The 18546-nt window shown below is 72.2% G+C and carries 13 protein-coding genes; 3 read left to right on the top strand and 10 right to left on the bottom strand.

What is annotated here, in order from left to right:
• Window positions 1–28: 28 nt before the first annotated feature.
• The 4 genes from ABT352_RS20635 to ABT352_RS20620 are packed head-to-tail and all read right to left on the bottom strand — an operon-like array spanning window position 29 to window position 3082.
• Complete coding sequence (locus ABT352_RS20635) at window positions 29–1135, bottom strand: SIS domain-containing protein (RefSeq protein WP_350946479.1); 1107 nt, start codon at window positions 1133–1135, stop codon at window positions 29–31.
• The gene (locus tag ABT352_RS20630) at window positions 1132–1305 is read right to left on the bottom strand and encodes a Trm112 family protein (protein WP_350946478.1); all 174 of its coding nucleotides are present in this window, start codon (window positions 1303–1305) and stop codon (window positions 1132–1134) included. The genes ABT352_RS20635 and ABT352_RS20630 overlap by 4 nt, the downstream gene beginning before the upstream one ends.
• A 4-nt stretch (window positions 1306–1309) precedes the next feature.
• Complete coding sequence (locus tag ABT352_RS20625; protein ID WP_350946477.1) at window positions 1310–2665, bottom strand: phosphomannomutase/phosphoglucomutase; 1356 nt, start codon at window positions 2663–2665, stop codon at window positions 1310–1312.
• Window positions 2666–2713: 48 nt separating this feature from the next.
• Entirely contained in the window at window positions 2714–3082 is a 369-nt protein-coding gene (locus ABT352_RS20620) for a DUF3499 domain-containing protein (protein ID WP_350946476.1), read from the bottom strand.
• Window positions 3083–3489: 407 nt separating this feature from the next.
• Between ABT352_RS20620 and ABT352_RS20615 the strand changes: the two genes are divergently transcribed.
• Window positions 3490–3945, top strand: coding sequence for a metallopeptidase family protein (locus ABT352_RS20615; protein ID WP_350946475.1), 456 nt, complete (start codon window positions 3490–3492; stop codon window positions 3943–3945).
• Between the two features lie 156 nt (window positions 3946–4101).
• On the opposite strand, the gene ABT352_RS20610 is transcribed toward ABT352_RS20615, so the two are convergent.
• From ABT352_RS20610 to ABT352_RS20595, 4 genes are all read right to left on the bottom strand, one after another.
• Window positions 4102–5517, bottom strand: coding sequence for a DUF5719 family protein (locus ABT352_RS20610; RefSeq protein ID WP_350946474.1), 1416 nt, complete (start codon window positions 5515–5517; stop codon window positions 4102–4104).
• Complete coding sequence (locus ABT352_RS20605) at window positions 5514–8396, bottom strand: glycosyltransferase (protein ID WP_350946473.1); 2883 nt, start codon at window positions 8394–8396, stop codon at window positions 5514–5516. The genes ABT352_RS20610 and ABT352_RS20605 overlap by 4 nt, the downstream gene beginning before the upstream one ends.
• 338 nt (window positions 8397–8734) lie before the next feature.
• On the bottom strand, window positions 8735–8995 hold the full coding sequence (locus tag ABT352_RS20600; protein WP_037969494.1) for a WhiB family transcriptional regulator: 261 nt from the start codon (window positions 8993–8995) through the stop codon (window positions 8735–8737).
• A gap of 228 nt (window positions 8996–9223) precedes the next feature.
• Window positions 9224–11710: a hypothetical protein gene (locus ABT352_RS20595; RefSeq protein ID WP_350946472.1), complete on the bottom strand. Its 2487-nt coding sequence runs from the start codon at window positions 11708–11710 to the stop codon at window positions 9224–9226.
• Window positions 11711–11961: 251 nt separating this feature from the next.
• On the opposite strand from ABT352_RS20595, the gene cofD reads away from it, so the two are divergent.
• Together cofD and ABT352_RS20585 are read left to right on the top strand one after the other, a co-directional pair.
• Entirely contained in the window at window positions 11962–12984 is a 1023-nt protein-coding gene (cofD, locus tag ABT352_RS20590; protein ID WP_350946471.1) for a 2-phospho-L-lactate transferase, read from the top strand.
• On the top strand, window positions 12984–14303 hold the full coding sequence (locus ABT352_RS20585; RefSeq protein ID WP_350946470.1) for a coenzyme F420-0:L-glutamate ligase: 1320 nt from the start codon (window positions 12984–12986) through the stop codon (window positions 14301–14303). Before cofD ends, ABT352_RS20585 begins: the two co-directional genes overlap by 1 nt.
• Before the next feature lie 226 nt (window positions 14304–14529).
• On the opposite strand, the gene ABT352_RS20580 is transcribed toward ABT352_RS20585, so the two are convergent.
• Window positions 14530–17139 carry a bifunctional FO biosynthesis protein CofGH gene (locus ABT352_RS20580; RefSeq protein WP_350946469.1) on the bottom strand — a complete coding sequence of 870 codons (2610 nt, stop codon included), beginning with the start codon at window positions 17137–17139 and terminating at the stop codon, window positions 14530–14532.
• Between the two features lie 504 nt (window positions 17140–17643).
• Window positions 17644–18540 (bottom strand): DNA-3-methyladenine glycosylase family protein, encoded by an 897-nt coding sequence (locus ABT352_RS20575; RefSeq protein ID WP_350946468.1) that lies wholly within the window; start codon window positions 18538–18540, stop codon window positions 17644–17646.
• Between the last annotated feature and the right edge of the window lie 6 nt (window positions 18541–18546).

The following is an 18546-nucleotide window of genomic DNA, read 5'->3' as shown; positions in this document are numbered from 1 at the left end:
TTGGTAGGGAAAGACAAGACAAGGGATCCTATTGCGAAACCCTGGCCTTGAGTCCTGTGATGGCCGACACAGTTGCCGGGTCGATCCCGTACCCGAGCGCGAGGTACGTACTCGCGAAATCTCCGAGCGCGACCAATGTCGCGAGCCGCTCCAGCGGATGCGTCCCCTCCGCGGCGATCTGCGTGACCGGGACGCCGCGATCCTCCGCCAGCCGCACCGACGCCTCCCGCTGCCGTACGACCCGGGGGTGCTCCTCCACGTCGCGGAGCACGAACAGCCGGAGCGATCTGCCGCTCTCGTCGGCGAAAATGTCCCGCTGGGCGAGCGGGCCGTCGAGGACGGCCACCTGGTCGTGACCGGCCCCGGGTAGTTCGCCGTACATCGCCGGGTATTTACCGTTCGTATTGAGCGCACCGGCCCACCGGCGGGCCGCGACGGCGGCCAGCGGGGAGGATCCCCAGATCATCGGCACGGTCTCGGCGAACTCCATCGCGAGCGACTTGCCGGGATTGATGAACGACTCGCTCGCCGGGCGGCAGCGGTGGGCGAGATCCTCAAGGCGCGTGGCCACCTCCTCGAACACCTCCTCCCCGGCTTCGACCAGGCCGAGCCGGGCGGCGGCGACGATCAGCGGGACCGACGCCGCCCACACCGCGGCGCGCGCCTGCCCGCCGCCCGCGACGGGCACGAACGGCGCTCCCGCCTGCCTGGCGATCGCGTGCAGCGGCGAGTCGGGCCCGCCGACGGCGAGCAGGCGGCAGCCTCTGCGTACGGCCTCGGCGGCGACCGCGAGCGTCTCCTCGGTCCTGCCGGAACGCGACACCGCGATCACCAGGTCGGTCGCGCCGATCCAGCCGGGCAGCCGGTAGGACCTGACGGTCACGATCGGCAGCGGGGCGCCGTGGCCGCACACCACGTCGAGGATGTCACCGGCGATGCCCGAGGAGCCCATACCGGCGACCACGACCGCCCGGGGCCTGCCGTCCTCGGCGAGCGAGGACAGGCCCGACTCCAGGGCGGCCCTGCGGGAGGTGCGGACCTGCGCGGCCGAGCCGGCCACCGCCCGTAACATGCCCGCCGGGTCTCCCTCGATCAGCCATTTCTGGTCGTCGAGCCGATCGGGCTCCCAGTTCACGACTTCCGGGCCTCGTCGACCAGCAGGACCGGGATGTCGTCCCGTACCGGATAGACCAGGCCGCACGAGGCGGAGGTGCAGGACAGCTCGTCCACCTTGGGATCGGCCCTCAGGGGGGACTTGCAGTTGGGGCAGGCAAGGATCTCCAGCAGCCAGTCGTCGATCTTCACTCGTTCAGCTCCTCACGACAGCCAGGACCTCGTCCCTGATCGCTGCCATCTGAATCTCGTCGGCCGCCTCGGCGTTCAGCCTGAGCAGCGGCTCTGTGTTGGAAGGACGGAGGTTGAACCACCATCCGGGGCCGGAGACGGTCAGGCCGTCCAGCTCGTCGAAGGTGACGCCTGCGCGGGCGGCGAAGATCTCGCGGACCCGCTTCGTCGCCGCATCCTGGTCGGCGACCGTGCTGTTGATCTCCTCGGAGGCCGCGTACCGAGTGTATTCGGCGAGGATCTCCGAGAGAGGCTTCTCCTGCTCGCCCAGCGCGGCCAGCACGTGCAGCGCGGCCAGCATGCCGGAGTCGGCGAACCAGAAGTCCCTGAAGTAGTAGTGGGCGGAGTGCTCGCCGCCGAAGACCGCGCCGGTCGCGGCCATCTCGGCCTTGATGAACGAGTGCCCCACGCGGGTGCGGACCGGACGGCCGCCGTGCTCGGCGACGATCTCCGGAACGCCCCTGGAGGTGATCAGGTTGTGGATGATCGCGGCCCCGGGGTGCCTGCCCAGCTCGCGGACCGCGACCAGCGCGGTGATCGTCGACGGGGAGACGGACTCGCCGCGCTCGTCGACGACCCAGCAGCGGTCGGCGTCTCCGTCGAAGGCGAGCCCGATGTCGGCGCCCACGTCGAGCACGGCCTTCTGCAGGTCGCGCAGGTTGTCGGGCTCGATGGGGTTCGCCTCGTGGTTGGGGAAGGTGCCGTCGAGCTCGAAGTAGAGGGACGTCAGCTCGACGGGCAGCCCCTCGAACACCGTCGGGACCGTGTGCCCGCCCATCCCGTTGCCCGCGTCGACCACCACTCGCAGCGGCCGGATGCCCGACAGGTCGACCAGGGTGCGCAGGTGGTCGGCGTAGCCGCGCAGCAGATCGCGCTCGGAGACCTTCCCGCCCCCCTCGCCGCCGAGGATGCCCGAGGCCAGGATCGCGGCGGCCCGCTCGCGGATCTCGACGAGCCCGGTGGCGCCACCGATCGGCACGGCGCCCGCCCTGCACATCTTCATGCCGTTGTAGCGGGCCGGGTTGTGGCTCGCGGTGAACATCACCCCGGGCAGGCCGAGGCTGCCACTCGCGTAGTAGAGCAGGTCCGTGGAGCCCAGGCCCGCGTTGATCACATCGGCCCCCCGCGAGGTCGCCCCCCGGGTGAAGGCCGCGGCCAGCGGCACCGACGACTCGCGCATGTCGTACGCCACCACGGCGGTCTTCGCCCCGGTCACCTCCACGAAGGCCGCGCCGACCGCCTCCGCGGTCTCCTCGTCGAGCTCGTCCGGCACGACGCCACGGACGTCGTACGCCTTGAAGATCTTGGCGAGGTCGCCCACTCCAGCTCCACCCCTTGCGTCGTGTCTCGTGCTCCCAGCCTAGTAGGGTCAGCGGTCGCGCTGGGGCTGTGCGGAGCGAAGCACTCGCAGGTGACCTCGGCGGCCGACCTCGACCCCCTGGCCGACCGGCTCGGTGCCGCCGCTCGGCGTGGGCCTGGCCGCCTCGCGGACCGCGTTCGCGAGGGCCTCCAGGTCGTCCGTGCTCGGCGGCGCGCCATCGGTCGGCAGGCGCACCACCTCCCAGCCTCGGGGGGCGGTGAGCCGCTCGGCGTGCTCGGCACACAGGTCGTAACAGTGCGGCTCGGCGTACGTCGCCAAGGGTCCGAGAACAGCGGTCGAATCGGCGTAGACGTACGTGAGCGTGAAAACGGCAGGCTGACTGCACGCGGTGCGGGAACAGCGGCGGACGGGGCTCACGGTGGGACCGTATCCGGTAAGCGTCCGAGGCGCCACTATCTGAGCGCTCTTAACGAGCGTGTCGCCACAATTCGGACACGTGTCCCGGGTTCCACCTGCCTGTACGGCTTACAACCGTTCGCCGATTCCCGGTGTTTCTCCGGGAGGATCAACGAGCCGCCGCGGGCGGCGTTCCCCGACGGGGTTCTCGTCCCACCGCTGTGCGCCTGACGCGAACGACAGGATCTCCCGCACGCCCCCTCCCTCCCGCGCCCCTCCCCTGCCGCTCCGCCACATCACTCCTGTCGTCCGCGCGCCTCTCCTCGGCATCCCCCGTCACCCGCGCCCCCGCCGTCACCCCTTCCGTCCGCCCGCACTCCGGTCACGGCACCTCCCGCCCTGGTCCGGGTCACGTCTAAGCTGGGGCCGTGAGCCCGGCACCCGGCAGACCCCGCCCTCCCCGCAGGCGCGACAGGCATGGTCGCGGCCTGCGCGGCCCGCTGGCGCCCTCGCACGTGCCGATCGCCAAGGCCCGCAGCGAGCGGTTCGACGATCTCGTCCTGGACGCCGTCGACCGGCTCAAGCCCCGGTGGGCCAAGCAGTTGTCCGCCGTGGAGTTCGCGGTCGAGGAGGTCCCGCCGATCAGCGAGCTGGGCGACGGTCCCGGACTGCTGAACGGCGACCCCATCCCCTTCGGACGCTCGGAGCCCGCCGCGGGGAGCCGCCCGGCCGTTGTGATCATCTACCGTCGCCCGCTGGAGAGCAGGGCGCGCGACCGCGACCACCTGGGCGCGATGGTGCACGAGACGGTGGTCGAGCAGGTCGCGGGCCTGTTCGGGCTCTCCCCGGAGTCGGTCGACCCCGGCTTCGACGATCACGACTGACCCGCCGCGCCGGAGAGGGCCGTCCCCGCCGTGTCCCGAGGCGGCCACGACCGACCCCGCACGACACGGGAGACCACGACGCTCCCGTGGCCTTCCGGCGCAGGACCCCGTTCAGGACAGGACGGTTCAGGGCAGAACGGTTCAGGGCAGGACGGTTCAGGGCAGGACGGTTGCGGCGGACTCGGCGATCGGCGGGACCAGCGCCCACAGGCGGGCGGGGGCGAGCGGCTGCACGGTCAGCGCGGGCCCACCCTTGAGCCGTTCCTCCAGGACGCGCCCCCCGTAGACCGGTCCCGACCCGGGCAGCGGTTGCACGACCACCGCGAAGGGCCCTTTCACCTTGGTGAGCGCGACCTGTTTGGTCCGCTCGGCGGGGATCTCCACCTGGAACGGCTCGCCCGGCTCGCCCTCGCGCGGGACCACCTGCACGCTCACCAGGCCGGCCGTGTCCGGCGCGGTCAGCAGCAGCCGGGAGCTCACCTTGCCGCCCGTACGGTTGTCGGCGACGACGCTGCCCAGGTCTATGGGGGCCGCCCCCGCCGTGAAGGCCACATCGGTCTTCGAACCGGTGCCGGTGGCGACGAGCCCGGCGACGATCGGGGTGTCCGAGGTGAGCACCAGCGCGGACGGCTGGCCGCCGATCCCGCCGGACAGGTCGAGGCTCGTCACGGAACCCGCGGGCACCTCGACGAGTTCGCGGCCCTGGAGCGCGTACGTCCCTTCGGGGGTGAGTGCCTTGACCTCCACCAGGGTGTCGAACTCCTCTGCGGAGGCGACGATCAGCTCGCGTTTTCCGCCGCCGCCGGGAATGCCCGGCACGACGACGCGGGTGGCGGGGGGCGCGGAGGCGGGCAGCCAGTCCACGCCCCGCCCGTCGTTCATGATCGCCCGTGCCGCGGCGGTGACCCGCCCCGCGCTGGTACGGACCTGGATCGCCACGACGAGCGCCGAGGGGGCGATGTCCACGACCTTGATCGAGCGGCTCTGGCCCGGCTTGAGGGTGAACACGCCGCCCGAGTCGTCGAACACCGGCCCCTCGCCCGTGTAGACCATGATCTCCGCGATGGCCGGGGCGAGATCGGCGTTGGTCAGGTACAGCGTGACGTCCGCCGCGGCCGGCCCCGGCCCGACCAGCCAGGTGCTCGCCGTCGGCTCCGTGCAGCGTGTCCCCGCCAGTCCTCGCTGCTCGCCCGACTTCTCCCTGCGGGTCTGCGAGATCTCCAGACCGGCGGCCATGCTCCCGGTGGCCGCGACGACGAGGGGCGGCGACGAGGCCGGCACCTCGTCGTGCCAGAGACGTCCGGGGACGTCGACGGTGGCGAGGCTCTTGTCGCCCGTGACGAGCGTCGCGGAGCCCGGCTCCCGGCTGCCCGGCGGGACGACCACCCCGACGGAGGTGTCTCCGGGCGCCGGGCAGACGGCCGTCACCGAGGCGACGGGCACCTTCTCGAACCCCGGGGCGGTGACGACGACGGCCTGCGGCTGGGTGGCGTAGGCCACCCCGTACAGGGCGAGGAGGGCCACCAGGACCAGCACCAGCAGGCTGAACCGGTTCTCGATCAGGGATTTCACCGGGCGGCCAGCTCTCTGCGAGGTTCGGGCAGGTTCTGGGGGAGCGCGGGCTCGTCGGACTCGGTACGCGCCCCGGGTGCGGCCAGGACCAGGACGACCAGCACCAGCGCGGCCTGGGCCCAGAGCCAGCGGCCGTGCCAGGGGTCTCCCGGCGGGGGCACCGGAAGGGCGATCGGCTGGGTGAGCCGCCACACGCCGACCGAGCGGGACAGGCTCATCCTCGCCAGCGAGGGCTGCGAGTCGAGCGCGTGGCTGATCTCCGGATCGACGGGCGCGGTCACCACGACGAACCGCACGCCGTGGGCCGCGAGGACCCGGGCGTCGTCACCGCCCCTGCCGGACACCAGCCCCGCCGCGGCGAGCCGGACCAGCTCCCTGGGCCCTTCGGGGACGGGGATGTCGGCCTCGCCGACCACCGGGGTGCGCCCGCGCAGCACGGTGAAGAGCAGACCGCCCGTCGAGGAGCGCAGCAGCAGGGTCCGCTCGCCGCCCGAGGAGTTGTTCGCGGCGAGGGCCGGCATGACGTCGCGTACGGTCCCTCGGAGCGGGCCGTCCACGCCCTTCACGATCCACATGCCCGCCGCGAGCAGCGGCGTGGAGAACGCGACCAGCACGACACCGAGCGCGGCGAGCCTGCGCACTCCCCCCGCGGCCCGGAACTCCACGATCCTGTCGGCGGTGAGCGCGGCCACCACGAGCATGCCGGTGGCGGCGAAGGCGAGCGGCACCCCCGGCCACGCGGGGGCCTCGACGTCGCCGTTGATCGAGGTGACGGTGGTCCTGCTGACCAGGATCGCCACCAGCACCCCGAAGAGCGCGACGCCCCAGCCGACCGCGATCACCATCCGGTTGCGGCGCATCAGCAGCGCGAGCAGGCAGGCGGCGAGGAGACCGCCGGTCACCCAGAGCGGCGGCATGCCGGGACCGCCGGGGCTGAGCAACAGCAGCGACCCGGCGGGCAGCGCGGGGTCGACCAGCTCCGGCTGGTGCAGCCCGGCCTCCAGCAGCAGCTGCCCGGGGGCGGCGACCACCTGGAGGAGCCAGGGGAACAGCAGGGCCACGGGGACGGCGAACGCCACGAGCATCGAGACCGCGACGCCCCTGCGCGGGAAGGCGAGCGCCGCCAGCGCGCCGAGGATCGCGGTCAGCGGGTAGACCAGCGGGGCGAAGGCCGTGCCGACGGCGAGGAGAAGTCCCAGGCCCCAGGCGGCGCGGCGGGCGCGACGGCGCTCCGCGGTGAGGACGGCGGTGGCGAGCGCCGCGTAGACGGGCAGCAGCACGAAGACCACCGCGGTGCCGAGCCGTCCCGCGGCGACCGCGCCGGTGGCGACAGGCAGGAGGGCGTACGAGGAGGCGAGCCAGACCCTGGTCCAGCGGCCGGGGATCATCGACCGGGTGGCCGCGTACGCGGAGATCCCCGCCAGCGGCACGCAGCCGAGCAGCAGCAGCGACACCGCGAGCCACGTCTTGCCGAACATCAGCGTGGAGAGCACGGCCAGCACCGCCACGTACGGCGGGGCCCACGCGTCGGTGCCCAGTCCCACCTGGTGGTAGCTCGCGCGGTAGAGGTCCCACAGGTCGGAGGCCCCGCCGATCACCGGGACGAGCGCGCCGCCGCCCAGCCTGGCCCCGCCGGTCACCGCGCGCTCGGCGACCAGCGTCACCAGGACGAGCGCCAGGAAGAGCAGGACGCCGGGGTTTCCGAAGACGCGCTGCATCACCCCGGCGTCGGTGAGCAGTTCCTCGCCGTCCTCCTGCGCGTGCGGCGAGGCCGCCATGGCGTGGTGGCGTCCCGCGGACTCCACGAACCCGCCCCCGGCCAGGTAGCTCCGTGCCCTGTCGGCGAGCCGGCGGTAACCGGCGCCCGGCTGGGTGAGGAGCCGGCTCACCGCCGCGTACCCCTGCCTGCGGCCCTTCGCCCGCACCCGCCTTGCCTTGATCATCCGGATGGGGTGACCGAACACCGAGCCGAACGCGAGAAACTCGTCCAGCGCGTTGGCGGGCTGCTTGGCCACCAGGAACAGCACCGTACGGAAGATCGACCCGAAGGCGTTGCGCACCAGTGCCCACAGCAGCGGGCGCAGGGGCAGGTTCGCCATGACGACGAAGAGCGCGTTGCGGCGGTCCAGGCGGCGGGGGTGGTCCCCGCTCGCGGTGATGCGGCGCCGCCGCCGGGTGGCCGCCTCCGCGTGCCAGGCGACCGCCCCCGTGACGTTCCGCACGCGGTGTCCGGCGTTCCTGACGCGCCAGCACAGGTCGAGGTCGTCGCGGAACAGCGGCAGGGCGGGATCGAGCCCGCCGACCTCCTCCCAGACGTCCCTGCGGACCAGCATGCCCGCGGTGGAGACCGAGAGCACGTCCCTGGTCCCGTCGTACTGCCCCTGGTCGAACTCGCGGGGCTCCAGCCCGGTGTCCCTGCGGCCGGTACGGTCGACGGTGACGCCGACCTCCAGCAGGAGCCGCCGGTCGAGCCAGTCGCGGAGCTTGGGCCCGAGCACCGCCGCCTTGGGGTCCTCGTCCGCGGCCTCCAGCAGGAGCCGCAGGGCGTGGACGTCCGGGGCGCAGTCGTCGTGCAGCAGCCAGATCCACTCCTGTCCGCCACCGGGGCCGAGCCGGTCGAGGACCTCGGCGACGGCCTCGCCGAAACCGGTCGAGCGCGGCAGGGTGAGCACCGCCCTGGAGCCGAGGGCCGCGGTGAGCAGCGCGGCGCTGCCGTCCCTGCTGCCGTTGTCGACCCCGACGACCCGGTCCACCGGGCGGGTCTGTTTGAGCAGGGCTTCCAGGGTCTCCCCCAGCCAGCGGGAACCGTCGTGGGAGACGACGATCGCGGTGACGGTGTGCTGGGGGCGCTGGGGGTGCGGGGGGTCGGTGATGGACATATGTCCCGTGTTCAGGAGTGGCGGGAATCGGCGCGCTAACGATACGGCACCCTCTGTCGGACTATGTCTTACACCTGGTCGCGGGCATGAAAAAAGGGTCACGTGACCGACGGTCACGTGACCCCGTGGACATATTCGTCAAACGCCTCCGAGAGGCGTCATGCACTTCTGCCAGACCGATCAAGCCTCTTCGCCACCGCTTCGGCGCCTCGGTCTCGATCGGTTTTCATGGTGTTCATGGTGTTTGTCGTGTTCATAGTGTTCGCCGGTGCCCGGACGTCCAGAGCGTCCGGACGCCAGAGCGCTCAAGCCTTCCGGCCACCCGGTCTCCGGACGGCTCAGACCGCCTCACGCTTGATGCGGCGGCGCTCACGCTCCGACAACCCACCCCAGATTCCAAACCGCTCGTCGTGTTCGAGTGCGTACTCAAGACACTCGGCACGCACCTCGCAGGAGCGGCAAACCTTCTTGGCCTCGCGGGTGGACCCTCCCTTCTCCGGGAAGAACGCCTCCGGGTCGGTCTGCGCGCACAAGGCGCGCTCCTGCCAGCCAAGCTGCTCTTCAGCGATGCTCTCCTGTGCGATGACCAGGTCGGCCACTGCACACCTCCCTGCCGCAAGCCCGCAAAATTGGAGCCCCCCTATGAACGCCTCCCCCTTACCCACCCAGAGGAAGGCGTAACAACACGTGTGTAATTACACGCGTGTGCTCGGTGTGGCGTCAAGCGGCATGCTGGTATCCGGGGAAAGACCTGCTCTCCCCGGTTGTGGGTCGTGTGCCTGCCACGACGGCAATTGCACCAGGTGATCGCTTCGACCGCCAGGGGCTCAGTGCTCTCGGCGGTCGGAACCGTACCAGGACATGTTCTGATCCTGACCGGGGCCCACCCTCTCTCTATCCGTGGTTTCCTCATCCGTGACCTGACCTGGGCGTTGTTCGGGCTTGTAGATCGCCGTGGGGTCTATCGGCTGCGAGTCCCACGTCCTGGCCGCGGGCGAGGGACCGCTCAGCGGGTCTCCCTGGTAGGCGCTCGGGTCGAACCGGACCGTCGTCTCCGACTGGGGGTCCCACTGGTGGGACCCGTACGGCGCCTGGGAGTCCTGCGGAGCCTGAGGGGTCTGTGAGGGCTGGGGACTCTGCGAGGGGCGCGGGGCCTCAGGGGTCTGCGGGTGCCCGAACGGGCCCTCGTACCCCGGGGAACCGTACTCGGGAACGCGCAGCTGCGGCTCGGTGCCGCCCTGCTGGGCCTGCTGCTGGTAGCTCTCCGCCTGCTGGTACGCCTGAGCCATCTGCTGGGACCTGAGGTCCACCGGGTCGAGCGCCGGGTATGCCGGGCTCTGCTCGCCCTGACGGCCGAACTCGGCGCCGGAGTAACCGGTGAACGGCTGGCCGTAGTTCTCCGGCGGCTGCGGGAAGGACTGCGGCGGGCCGTCGAACGGCGGGTGCTGCCGGCTGTCCGCCGTCCGGCCCTGGTGCCCCTCGGCCTGCTGCTCGGGCTGGTGCCCGTAGCCGGGCGACTGCGGCTCCGGCTGCGGGTAGGACTGCGACTCCCGGTGCCCGCCGAAGCCCGGGACCTCGGACCGCTGGTAGCCCTGCGAGTCGGCGGGCGGGTATCCCTGCGGATCGGGCTGCGAGTAGCTCGGCTGCTCGGGCTGCGGGTAGCCCGGCTGCCGCGGTTCCTGATCGTACGCGGGAGAAACCGGCGAGACCGGGGACGTCGGAGGCTCGTCCTGGCGTCCGAAGAGCGGGTCGGACTGTCCGGAAGGAGCGGTCTGCCCATAGTCGGAGCGCAGCGGGTCCGACTGATGACCGTACGCGGACGAGTCGGCCTGCCTGCCGAAGTCCTGCGTCCCCTGACCGTACGACGAGGACGACGAGGGCTCGGCGTACTGGGAGGGCTCTGAGTACTGGGAGTAGCTCGGCAGCCGAGGGCTGGAGTGCCGCCCGGATCCCGACGGCTGCGCCTCCTGGCCGTACGCGGGGGGAACCGGCGAGGCCGGGGACTCCGGGAACGCCGGGGACGCCGGAGATTCAGCCTGCCTGCCGAAGTCCTGCGACTCCTGACCGTACGACGAGGAGTCGGGGAACTGCGGGTAGCTCGGCAGACGGGGTTCCGTCTGGGCGTGCGGCTCCACCGGGGCGGCGTAGATCGGCGGGTCGTAGGCCGCGGCCGGGGGATCGTACGGCTTGGCAGGGGCCGAGGGCTGGACGTCCGCCGCGACGTACGGGTTCGGGGTGTAGCTCTCCACAGGCGAGGCGGGCTGCGGGTGGTTCTGCTCCTGCTGCGCGTACCCCTGCGGCTCCTGCTGCTGGGACGGCTGAGCGTAGGGGCCGGGCTGGGCGGCGTAGGACTGGTTCTCGGCGGGCGGCGGGTAGGGGGCCTGTGAGTATCCCTCACCGGCCTGCGGCGCGGGGGACGCCTCCGGCCGGCCGTATCCCTCCTGGGCTCCGGTGGAACTGTGCGCGGGCGCCGGCGGGAGCGCGGGGCGCTCGTACGGGGGCTGCGGAGCCGGGACGGGCGGGACCTCCTGCGGGTGTCCCTGGCCGCCCTGCGGCTCCTGGGCCTGCGGATACCCCTGGCCGCCCTGCGGCCCCTGGCCCTGCGGATACCCCTGGCCGCCCTGCGGCCCCTGGCCCTGCGGATACCCCTGGCCGCCCTGCGGGGGCATCTGCCCCTGGGGGCCGTGGGGAGGGGGGCCGCCCTGGGCCTGGGGGTACGCGCCCTGCGGAACGCCCTGTCCCGGAACGCCCTGGGGGCCCTGGGGGCCCTGGAAGGGAGCCTGCTGCCCGGGGACGGGCGGCCGGCCGTAGGCGTACCGCTGCTCCTGCGGGTCCGGGGAGTGGCCGAAGCCGCCACCGGCGCGGAAGGGGTCCTCGCGCGGGCCCGGCGGGATCGCCTTCGGCAGCACGTACAGCAGCGCGACCACGGTCAACGCGAGGGCGGGCAGGTTGACGAGGAAGAACTCAACCTTCCCCAGGAAGCCCTCCGCGCCCCCGAACAGCCCGCCGAACAGGCCGATCAGGCCGAACAGCGCGGAGAGGCCGAGCGTACCGGCCACGACGAGGGCCATCACCTTCAGCCGCTCGATCACCGGGCCGAAGTTGGTCGCCAGCAGCACGGCGCCCACGAGCAACGCGGACGCGACCGGCGAGGTGAACTGCCCCGTGAAGTCCGACGAGCGCTCGGCGAAGGAGGACGACGGCCCACCCCCGAAAAGCAGGCGTTCGATGCCGACGAGAACGCTCGCGGACCCGAAGGCGACCATGAGCCACGCGGCCGGTTCCCGGAGCCGGCCCGCCTCGACATTGATCACAACTACCCCCAGAGGGTCTTTAGGTAAACCCGGGTCAGTTTTGCACATGGCTGACTTTGCTGCCGGTGGTCCCGGGAAGCCCACCAACCCCACAAATACTTTTTTGACACCCTATAAGCCCACATTTCGGGCGTCCTACCAGGCGATCCGGCAGGGCGGGCGCCCCGCATAACGATCATGAAAAGAGTAGTGTGAATCGCCCGCCGGTACCCCGACAACGGGTCAGGTGACCTAGTGGAACACTGGACGGCATGCGCATCGTCTCCCTCGCCGGCGGAATCGGCGGCGCCCGTTTCCTGCGCGGCCTGCTCACCGCGGCCCCCGATTCCGAGATCACCGTCATCGGCAACACCGGTGACGACATCAGCCTCTACGGCCTGCGGGTCTGCCCCGACCTCGACACCGTGATGTACACACTGGGCGGCGGCATCGACGAGGAGCAGGGGTGGGGACGGCGGTCCGAGTCGCACGTCGTCAAGGAGGAACTCGCCGCCTACGGCGTCGAGCCGCAGTGGTTCGGCCTCGGCGACCGTGACTTCGCCACCCACATCGTGCGCACCCAGATGCTCGACGCCGGATACCCCCTGTCCGCGGTCACCGAGGCGCTGTGCGCGCGCTGGCAGCCGGGCGTACGCCTGATCCCGATGAGCGACGACAGGACCGAGACCCACGTCGTCGTCTCCGACGAGCGGGGCCGTCGCGCCATCCACTTCCAGGAGTGGTGGGTGCGGCTGCGCGCCTCGGTCCCCGCCGAGCAGATCATCCTGGTCGGCGCGGACGACGCCTCCCCCGCCCCCGGAGTGCTGGAGTCCATCGCCGCCGCGGACGCGGTCATCCTCCCGCCGTCCAACCCGGTCGTCAGCATCGGCACGATCCTGCAGATCAAGGGCGTCCGCGAGGCCCTTGAGGGCAAGACCGTCGTCGGCGTCTCGCCCATCGTCGGCGGCGCCCCCGTCCGGGGCATGGCCGACGCCTGCCTGACCGCGATCGGCGTGGAGACCACCGCGCAGGCCGTCCTCGAACTGTACGGATCACCGCTGGTGGACGGCTGGCTGGTCGCGGAGGAGGACGCCGGGGTCGCCCTCGACGGCGTCGACGTCGAGGCCCGCCCGCTGATCATGCACGACGTCGAGTCCGCCGCGGCCATCGCCCGTGCCGCCCTGGACATGGCCGTACGGCTCGCGGGCCGGCGCGCCGCCCCTCCGGCGCCGTACGAGGGTTCTCCCGCCGCGAACGGATCCGGCGCGTCCGCGACCCCCGAGGAAGGTGTGTGATGAGCCGGTTCAGGCGCGGGCAGGAGGAGTCCTCGGACGTCAAGGTGGAGGTCTTCGCGGTTCCCGGCATGCCCGAGGTGCGCGAGGGCGACGACGTCGGCGAGCTGATCGCCACGGCCCTGCCCGACCTGCGCGACGGCGACATCCTCGTGGTCACCTCGAAGATCTCCAGCAAGGCCGAGGGCCGGGTGCTGCACGACGCGACCCGTGCCGAGGCCGTCGAGGCGGAGACGCGGCGGGTGGTCGCCCGCAGGGGTGAGACCGTGATCGCCGAGACGGCGCACGGGTTCGTGATGGCCGCCGCCGGGGTCGACGCCTCCAACACCCGTCCCGGCACGGTCGTCCTGCTGCCCACCGACCCGGACGCCTCCGCCTCGGCCGTCAGGGCGCGCGTCAGGGAGCTGCTCGGTGTGTCGGTCGGCGTGGTCATCTCCGACACCTTCGGCCGCCCGTGGCGCAACGGCCAGACCGACCTCGCCGTCGGCCTCGCGGGGGTGACGCCCGCGCTCGACTACCGGGGCATGTCCGACGACCACGGCAACCCGCTCGAGGTCACCCTGACCGCCGTCGCCGACGAGTTCGCGGCGGCCGGGGACCTGGTCAAGGGGAAGGTCTCGCAGACCCCGGTGGCGGTGATCAGAGGTCTGGCGGAGTACACCACGGAGGAGGACGGTCCGGGAGTCGGCGAGCTGCTCCGCCCGTCCGCCGAGGACATGTTCCGGTACGGTTCGCGCGACGTGGTCTTCGCCCGCAGGACCGTCCGCGAGTTCTCCGCCGACCCCGTGGACGGCGCCAAGGTCCGCAGGGCGGTCGAGGCCGCGATCGCCGCACCCGCCCCGCACCACACGACCCCGTGGCGGTTCGTCCTGCTGGAGTCGGCGGAGACCCGCGAGAAGCTGCTCGACGCGATGCGGGAGGCCTGGATCACCGACCTGCGCGGTGACGGATTCTCCGAGGAGTCGATCGCCAAGCGGGTGAGGCGGGGCGACGTGTTGCGCGCGGCCCCCTGTCTGGCGGTGCCCTGCCTGGTGATGGACGGCTCGCACACCTACGGCGACGCCCGGCGCGATGCGGCCGAGCGGGAGATGTTCGTGGTCGCGACCGGCGCGGGGGTGCAGAACTTCCTGGTCCAGCTCGCGGTGGAGGGCCTGGGATCCGCCTGGGTGTCGTCCACCATGTTCTGCCGCGACGTGGTCAGGCAGGTCCTCGACCTGCCCCTGGGCTGGGACCCGATGGGCGCCGTCGCCATCGGCCATCCCGCCGCCCCGCCGAGGGACCGCGCCCCCAGGCTCGCGTCCGACTTCGTCGTCGTCCGCTGACGGGAGCACCGGGTCGGCCGTTCGGGCGGACCCGTCGACGCGGCCGCCGCCGGCGACAGACGTACGCGTGCCTGACGTCGGCGGCACGTCGGCGGCGCTCGACGTCGGCTGCCGCGCGGTGTCCGCCGGATGACGACAAACCGGGACCTCTCCCTACATATGGCTACAGAGGGAGTGCCGATTGCGCCGACGAACCTTCCGCGAAGACGGCCAGACGTAGAACTTGTTATGACTTCGCCGAGGGCTCCAGGGAGAGCAGCGGAAGCGCGTTGGGGCGGACGCTGCGGCAGACGCCGTCACTCGCCCTCGCCGCGGCCACCCGCTCGGCGTCCGGCACGCCGTAGGAGGTGGTCCGCTGCCGGAGCGGCCTCCCGGTCGGGGCGACCATCGCCTCGATCTCACCGATGGTCTTGAAGGAGCCGTTCTCCGACCCGGCCATCCTGCTGATCGTCTCCTCCATCAGCGTGCCGCCGAGATCGTTGACCCCGCCGAGCAGCACCTCGCGGCAGAGCTCGTCCTGGAGCTTCACCCACGAGCACTGGACATTGGCGATCGCGCCGTGCAGCAGGACGCGCGCCAGCGCGTGCACGGCCCGGTTCTCCCGCGCCGTCGGCCCCGGACGGGCGATCCCCGCCAGGTAGATGGGCGCACTGTGGTGGACGAACGGCAACGGCACGAACTCGGTGAACCCGCCGGTCTCCTCCTGGATACGGCGGATCAGCCGGATGTGCCGCACCCAGTGCCCGTGGTTGTCGACGTGGCCGTACATCATCGTGGAGGTCGTCGGGATGCCGACCCGGTGCGCGGTGGAGATGACCTCGACCCACTCCCTGGTGGGAAGCTTGCCCTTGGTCAGCACCCAGCGGACGTCGTCGTCGAGGATCTCCGCCGCGGTGCCCGGGAGCGAGTCGACGCCCGCCTCCTTCGCGGCGACCAGCCAGTCCTCGACGGACAGGTTGGTACGGCTGGCACCGTTGATCACCTCCATCGGCGAGAACGCGTGGACGTGCATCTCCGGCACCCTGGCCTTGACCGCCCTCGCGATGTCGAAGTACGCGGTGCCGGGCATGTCGGGGTGGATGCCGCCCTGCATGCACACCTCGGTCGCTCCGGCCTGCCAGCCCTCCCAGGCGCGGTCGGCGACCTGCTCCAGGGAGAGGGTGTAGGCGTCGACGTCGGTACGGCGCTGCGCGAAGGCGCAGAAGCGGCAGCCGGTGTAGCAGACGTTGGTGAAGTTGATGTTCCGGTTCACCACGTAGGTGACCTCGTCGCCGACGGCCTCCCTGCGCAGACCGTCGGCGATCCGGCAGAGCTCGTCCAGCGCGGCGTCGTCGGCGCCCACCCCGTTCTGGTCTCCCGCCAGGTCCAGCAGGACGAGCGCCTGGGCGTCGCTCAGGCCCGCCGGGTCGCTCTCGGCCCGGTTCAGGGCCTCCCGCACGTCGCCCCGCACGGCCGAGGTGGCCGCGGGCAGACGCTCCCTGAGCGCCTCCCAGTCGCCGTACACGCTGTCGAAGTCGTCGCGGCGGTCGGCGCCGCGCCCCTCGGTGTCGACCGCCGTGTGCAGGTCGACGCGGCCCAGGGAGACGAAACCGCCGTCGGGCTCCTGCCAGGGGCGGCCGGTCAGGACCGCGTCCTCGCGGGCGAGCCCGGTCTCGGGGTCCGCCAGGGCTGCGACGTGCGCGTTGAGCCTCGGGTCGAGCCAGGGCTCCCCGGCCAGCACGAACTCGGGGTAGATGGTGAGCCGCTCGCGCAGCGCGAACCCGGCCGCGGCCGTACGGGCGGCGAGGTCCTCGATCTGCGGCCAGGGCCGCTCGGGGTTGACGTGGTCGGGCGTGAGCGGCGAGACGCCGCCCCAGTCGTCGATGCCCGCCCTGATCATCAGCTCGTACTCGGAGTCGACGAGGTTCGGCGGGGCCTGCACCCTCATCTTCGGTCCGAGCACGAGCCGGGTCACCGCGATCGTCGCGGCCAGCTCCTGCAGGTCGGCGTCCGGCATGCCGCGCATCGCGGTGTCCGGCTTGGCGCGGAAGTTCTGGACGATGATCTCCTGGATGCCGCCGTACTCACGCGCCACCCTGCGCAGCGCGAACAGCGACTCGGCGCGGTCGGCGACCGTCTCCCCGATGCCGATGAGGATGCCGCTGGTGAACGGCACGTTCGTCCGCCCGGCGTCCTCCAGCACGCGCAGCCGCACGGCGGGATCCTTGTCGGGCGAGCCGTGGTGCGCCTGCCCCTTCTCCTCGAAGAGCCGCCGTGAGGTCGTCTCCAGCATCATGCCCATGGAGGGCGCGACCGGCTTGAGCCGCTGCAGGTCCCGCCAGGTCATGACGCCCGGGTTCAGGTGCGGCAGCAGCCCGGTCTCCTCGAGCACCCGCACGGCCATCGCGCGGACGTAGGACAGCGTGTCGTCGTAGCCGTGCGCGTCCAGCCACTCACGGGCCTGGTGCCAGCGGTCCTCCGGCCGGTCGCCCAGGGTGAACAGCGCCTCCTTGCACCCCATCGCCGCGCCCTGCCTCGCGATCTCCAGCACCTCGTCGGGGCTCAGGAACATGCTTTCCAGCTTGTGCGGGGCGGTGGCGAACGTGCAGTAACCGCAGCGGTCGCGGCACAGGCGTGTCAGGGGGATGAAGACCTTGCGGCTGTAGGTGATGATCCCTTGCCGGCCGACCGCCTCAAGGCCGGCGTCCCGCACCCTCCCCGCGTGGTCGAGGAGGGTCTCCAGATGTTCGTCCCGCGCGTGCAGCAGGACGGTGGCTTCGGTGACGTCGAGAGCTTTGCCGTCGCGGGCCCTGGCCAGAGCCCGGCGCATCGCGTTGTCGGTGGGGTGAGCGCTCATGACGGCACAGTACGGCGCGAGACGAGAACGCGGGGCGGCGGGTACCCGCTCACGGCCCACGGACTCCCGGCACAGGCCCCGGGCCCGATGCCCGCCCCACTCGAATGCCCGGACGCCGGACCTCGGCGAAGGCCCTGTCCGGGCGCCGGAACACCGCCCGCACCGGACGACGGCGAAGGCCGGACACTTCAGTGTTTCTAAAGCATGTCGTCAAGCAAGTCTCGATAGACGTAAATACTTGCAGGTGCATAAATTAGAGGCATCAACCAGAACCCCGCCCCCGCGGGAAACCCGCCCCGATCCTCCGTGGGACCCCCTCGGACCTCACCCGACAGGAGCCGACAATGCTCTGGTTTCTCCTCGCCCTCGCCGCCGTCGCCGTCCTCGCCCCGCTGATCGGAGCCGACACGCGCGACAGCCTCGACTGGCAACGCGGCGAACCCTTCCCCGACGAGGGAACCCGCAGAACGACCGGTGATCGCGCACCGGCATCCGAGGGAGCGCTCAGAACGACCGGTAGTCGCGCACGGGCATCCTCGGCCCGCGAGCGGGTGGCCGCACACCGCCCAACCCCAGCAGCCGGCTGACCCGGTGCCGGTGCCCCCGGTAGGGAGCGAGCAGCCGCAACATCCGCGCGTCGTCCACCCGCTCACCGCTGAGCGACCAGCCGACCAGCGCGGGCAGGTGGAAGTCGCCCACCGAGATCGCGTCCGCGTCACCGTGCGAGCGCTGGCGCACCTCGGCGGACGTCCACACCCCGATCCCGGGCAGCGCCCTCAGCAGCCGATCCGCGTCGGCGCTGCCCCCGACCGCCTCCAGCCGCCCCGCGTACCGGGCGGCGTTCGCGATCGTCCGGGCCCGCACCGCCTCCGCCCCCGCGCGGTGCCAGTCCCACGAAGGGATCGACCACCACACCTCGGGTGGCGGGAAGACCCTCATCCCCTCGGGCGCGGGACCCGGCGCGGGCTCGCCGTAGCGGCCCAGCAGCCACCGCCACGCCCGCCGCGCCTCGGTGGACACCACCTTCTGCTCCAGCACGGCCGGGACCAGCGCCTCAAGCACCCGTGAGGTCCTGCCGATCCTCAGCCCCGGATGGCGTCTCGCCGCGTCACGCAGCACCTCGTGCCCGGGAACGAACCCCGAGACGTCGTCACCGTCGCCCAGCAGCGCGGGGAGCGTCTCCAGCATCCACTCCGCCCCGGGCCCCCACGCCGAGGCCGCCACCCGGCCGCCCGTGAGGGCCACCCGTAGCGTCCCCGGCCCGTCGGGCGTGCGCGAGGTCCGCCAGAAGGCCCCACCGGGCACCGACCTCAGGGTGGGGTCGCCGCTCCCGCGCCGGTGCGGGTCGAGTGAGAGCGCCAGGTCGACCGGCCAGGGCGGGCACCACTCGCGTTCCCTCACGAAGGT

The organism is Streptosporangium sp. NPDC000563 (genome assembly GCF_040299985.1).
Lineage (GTDB): Bacteria > Actinomycetota > Actinomycetes > Streptosporangiales > Streptosporangiaceae > Streptosporangium.
The sequence above is the reverse complement of the archived record's forward strand: the minus strand, read 5'-3'. Positions and strand labels throughout refer to the sequence as shown.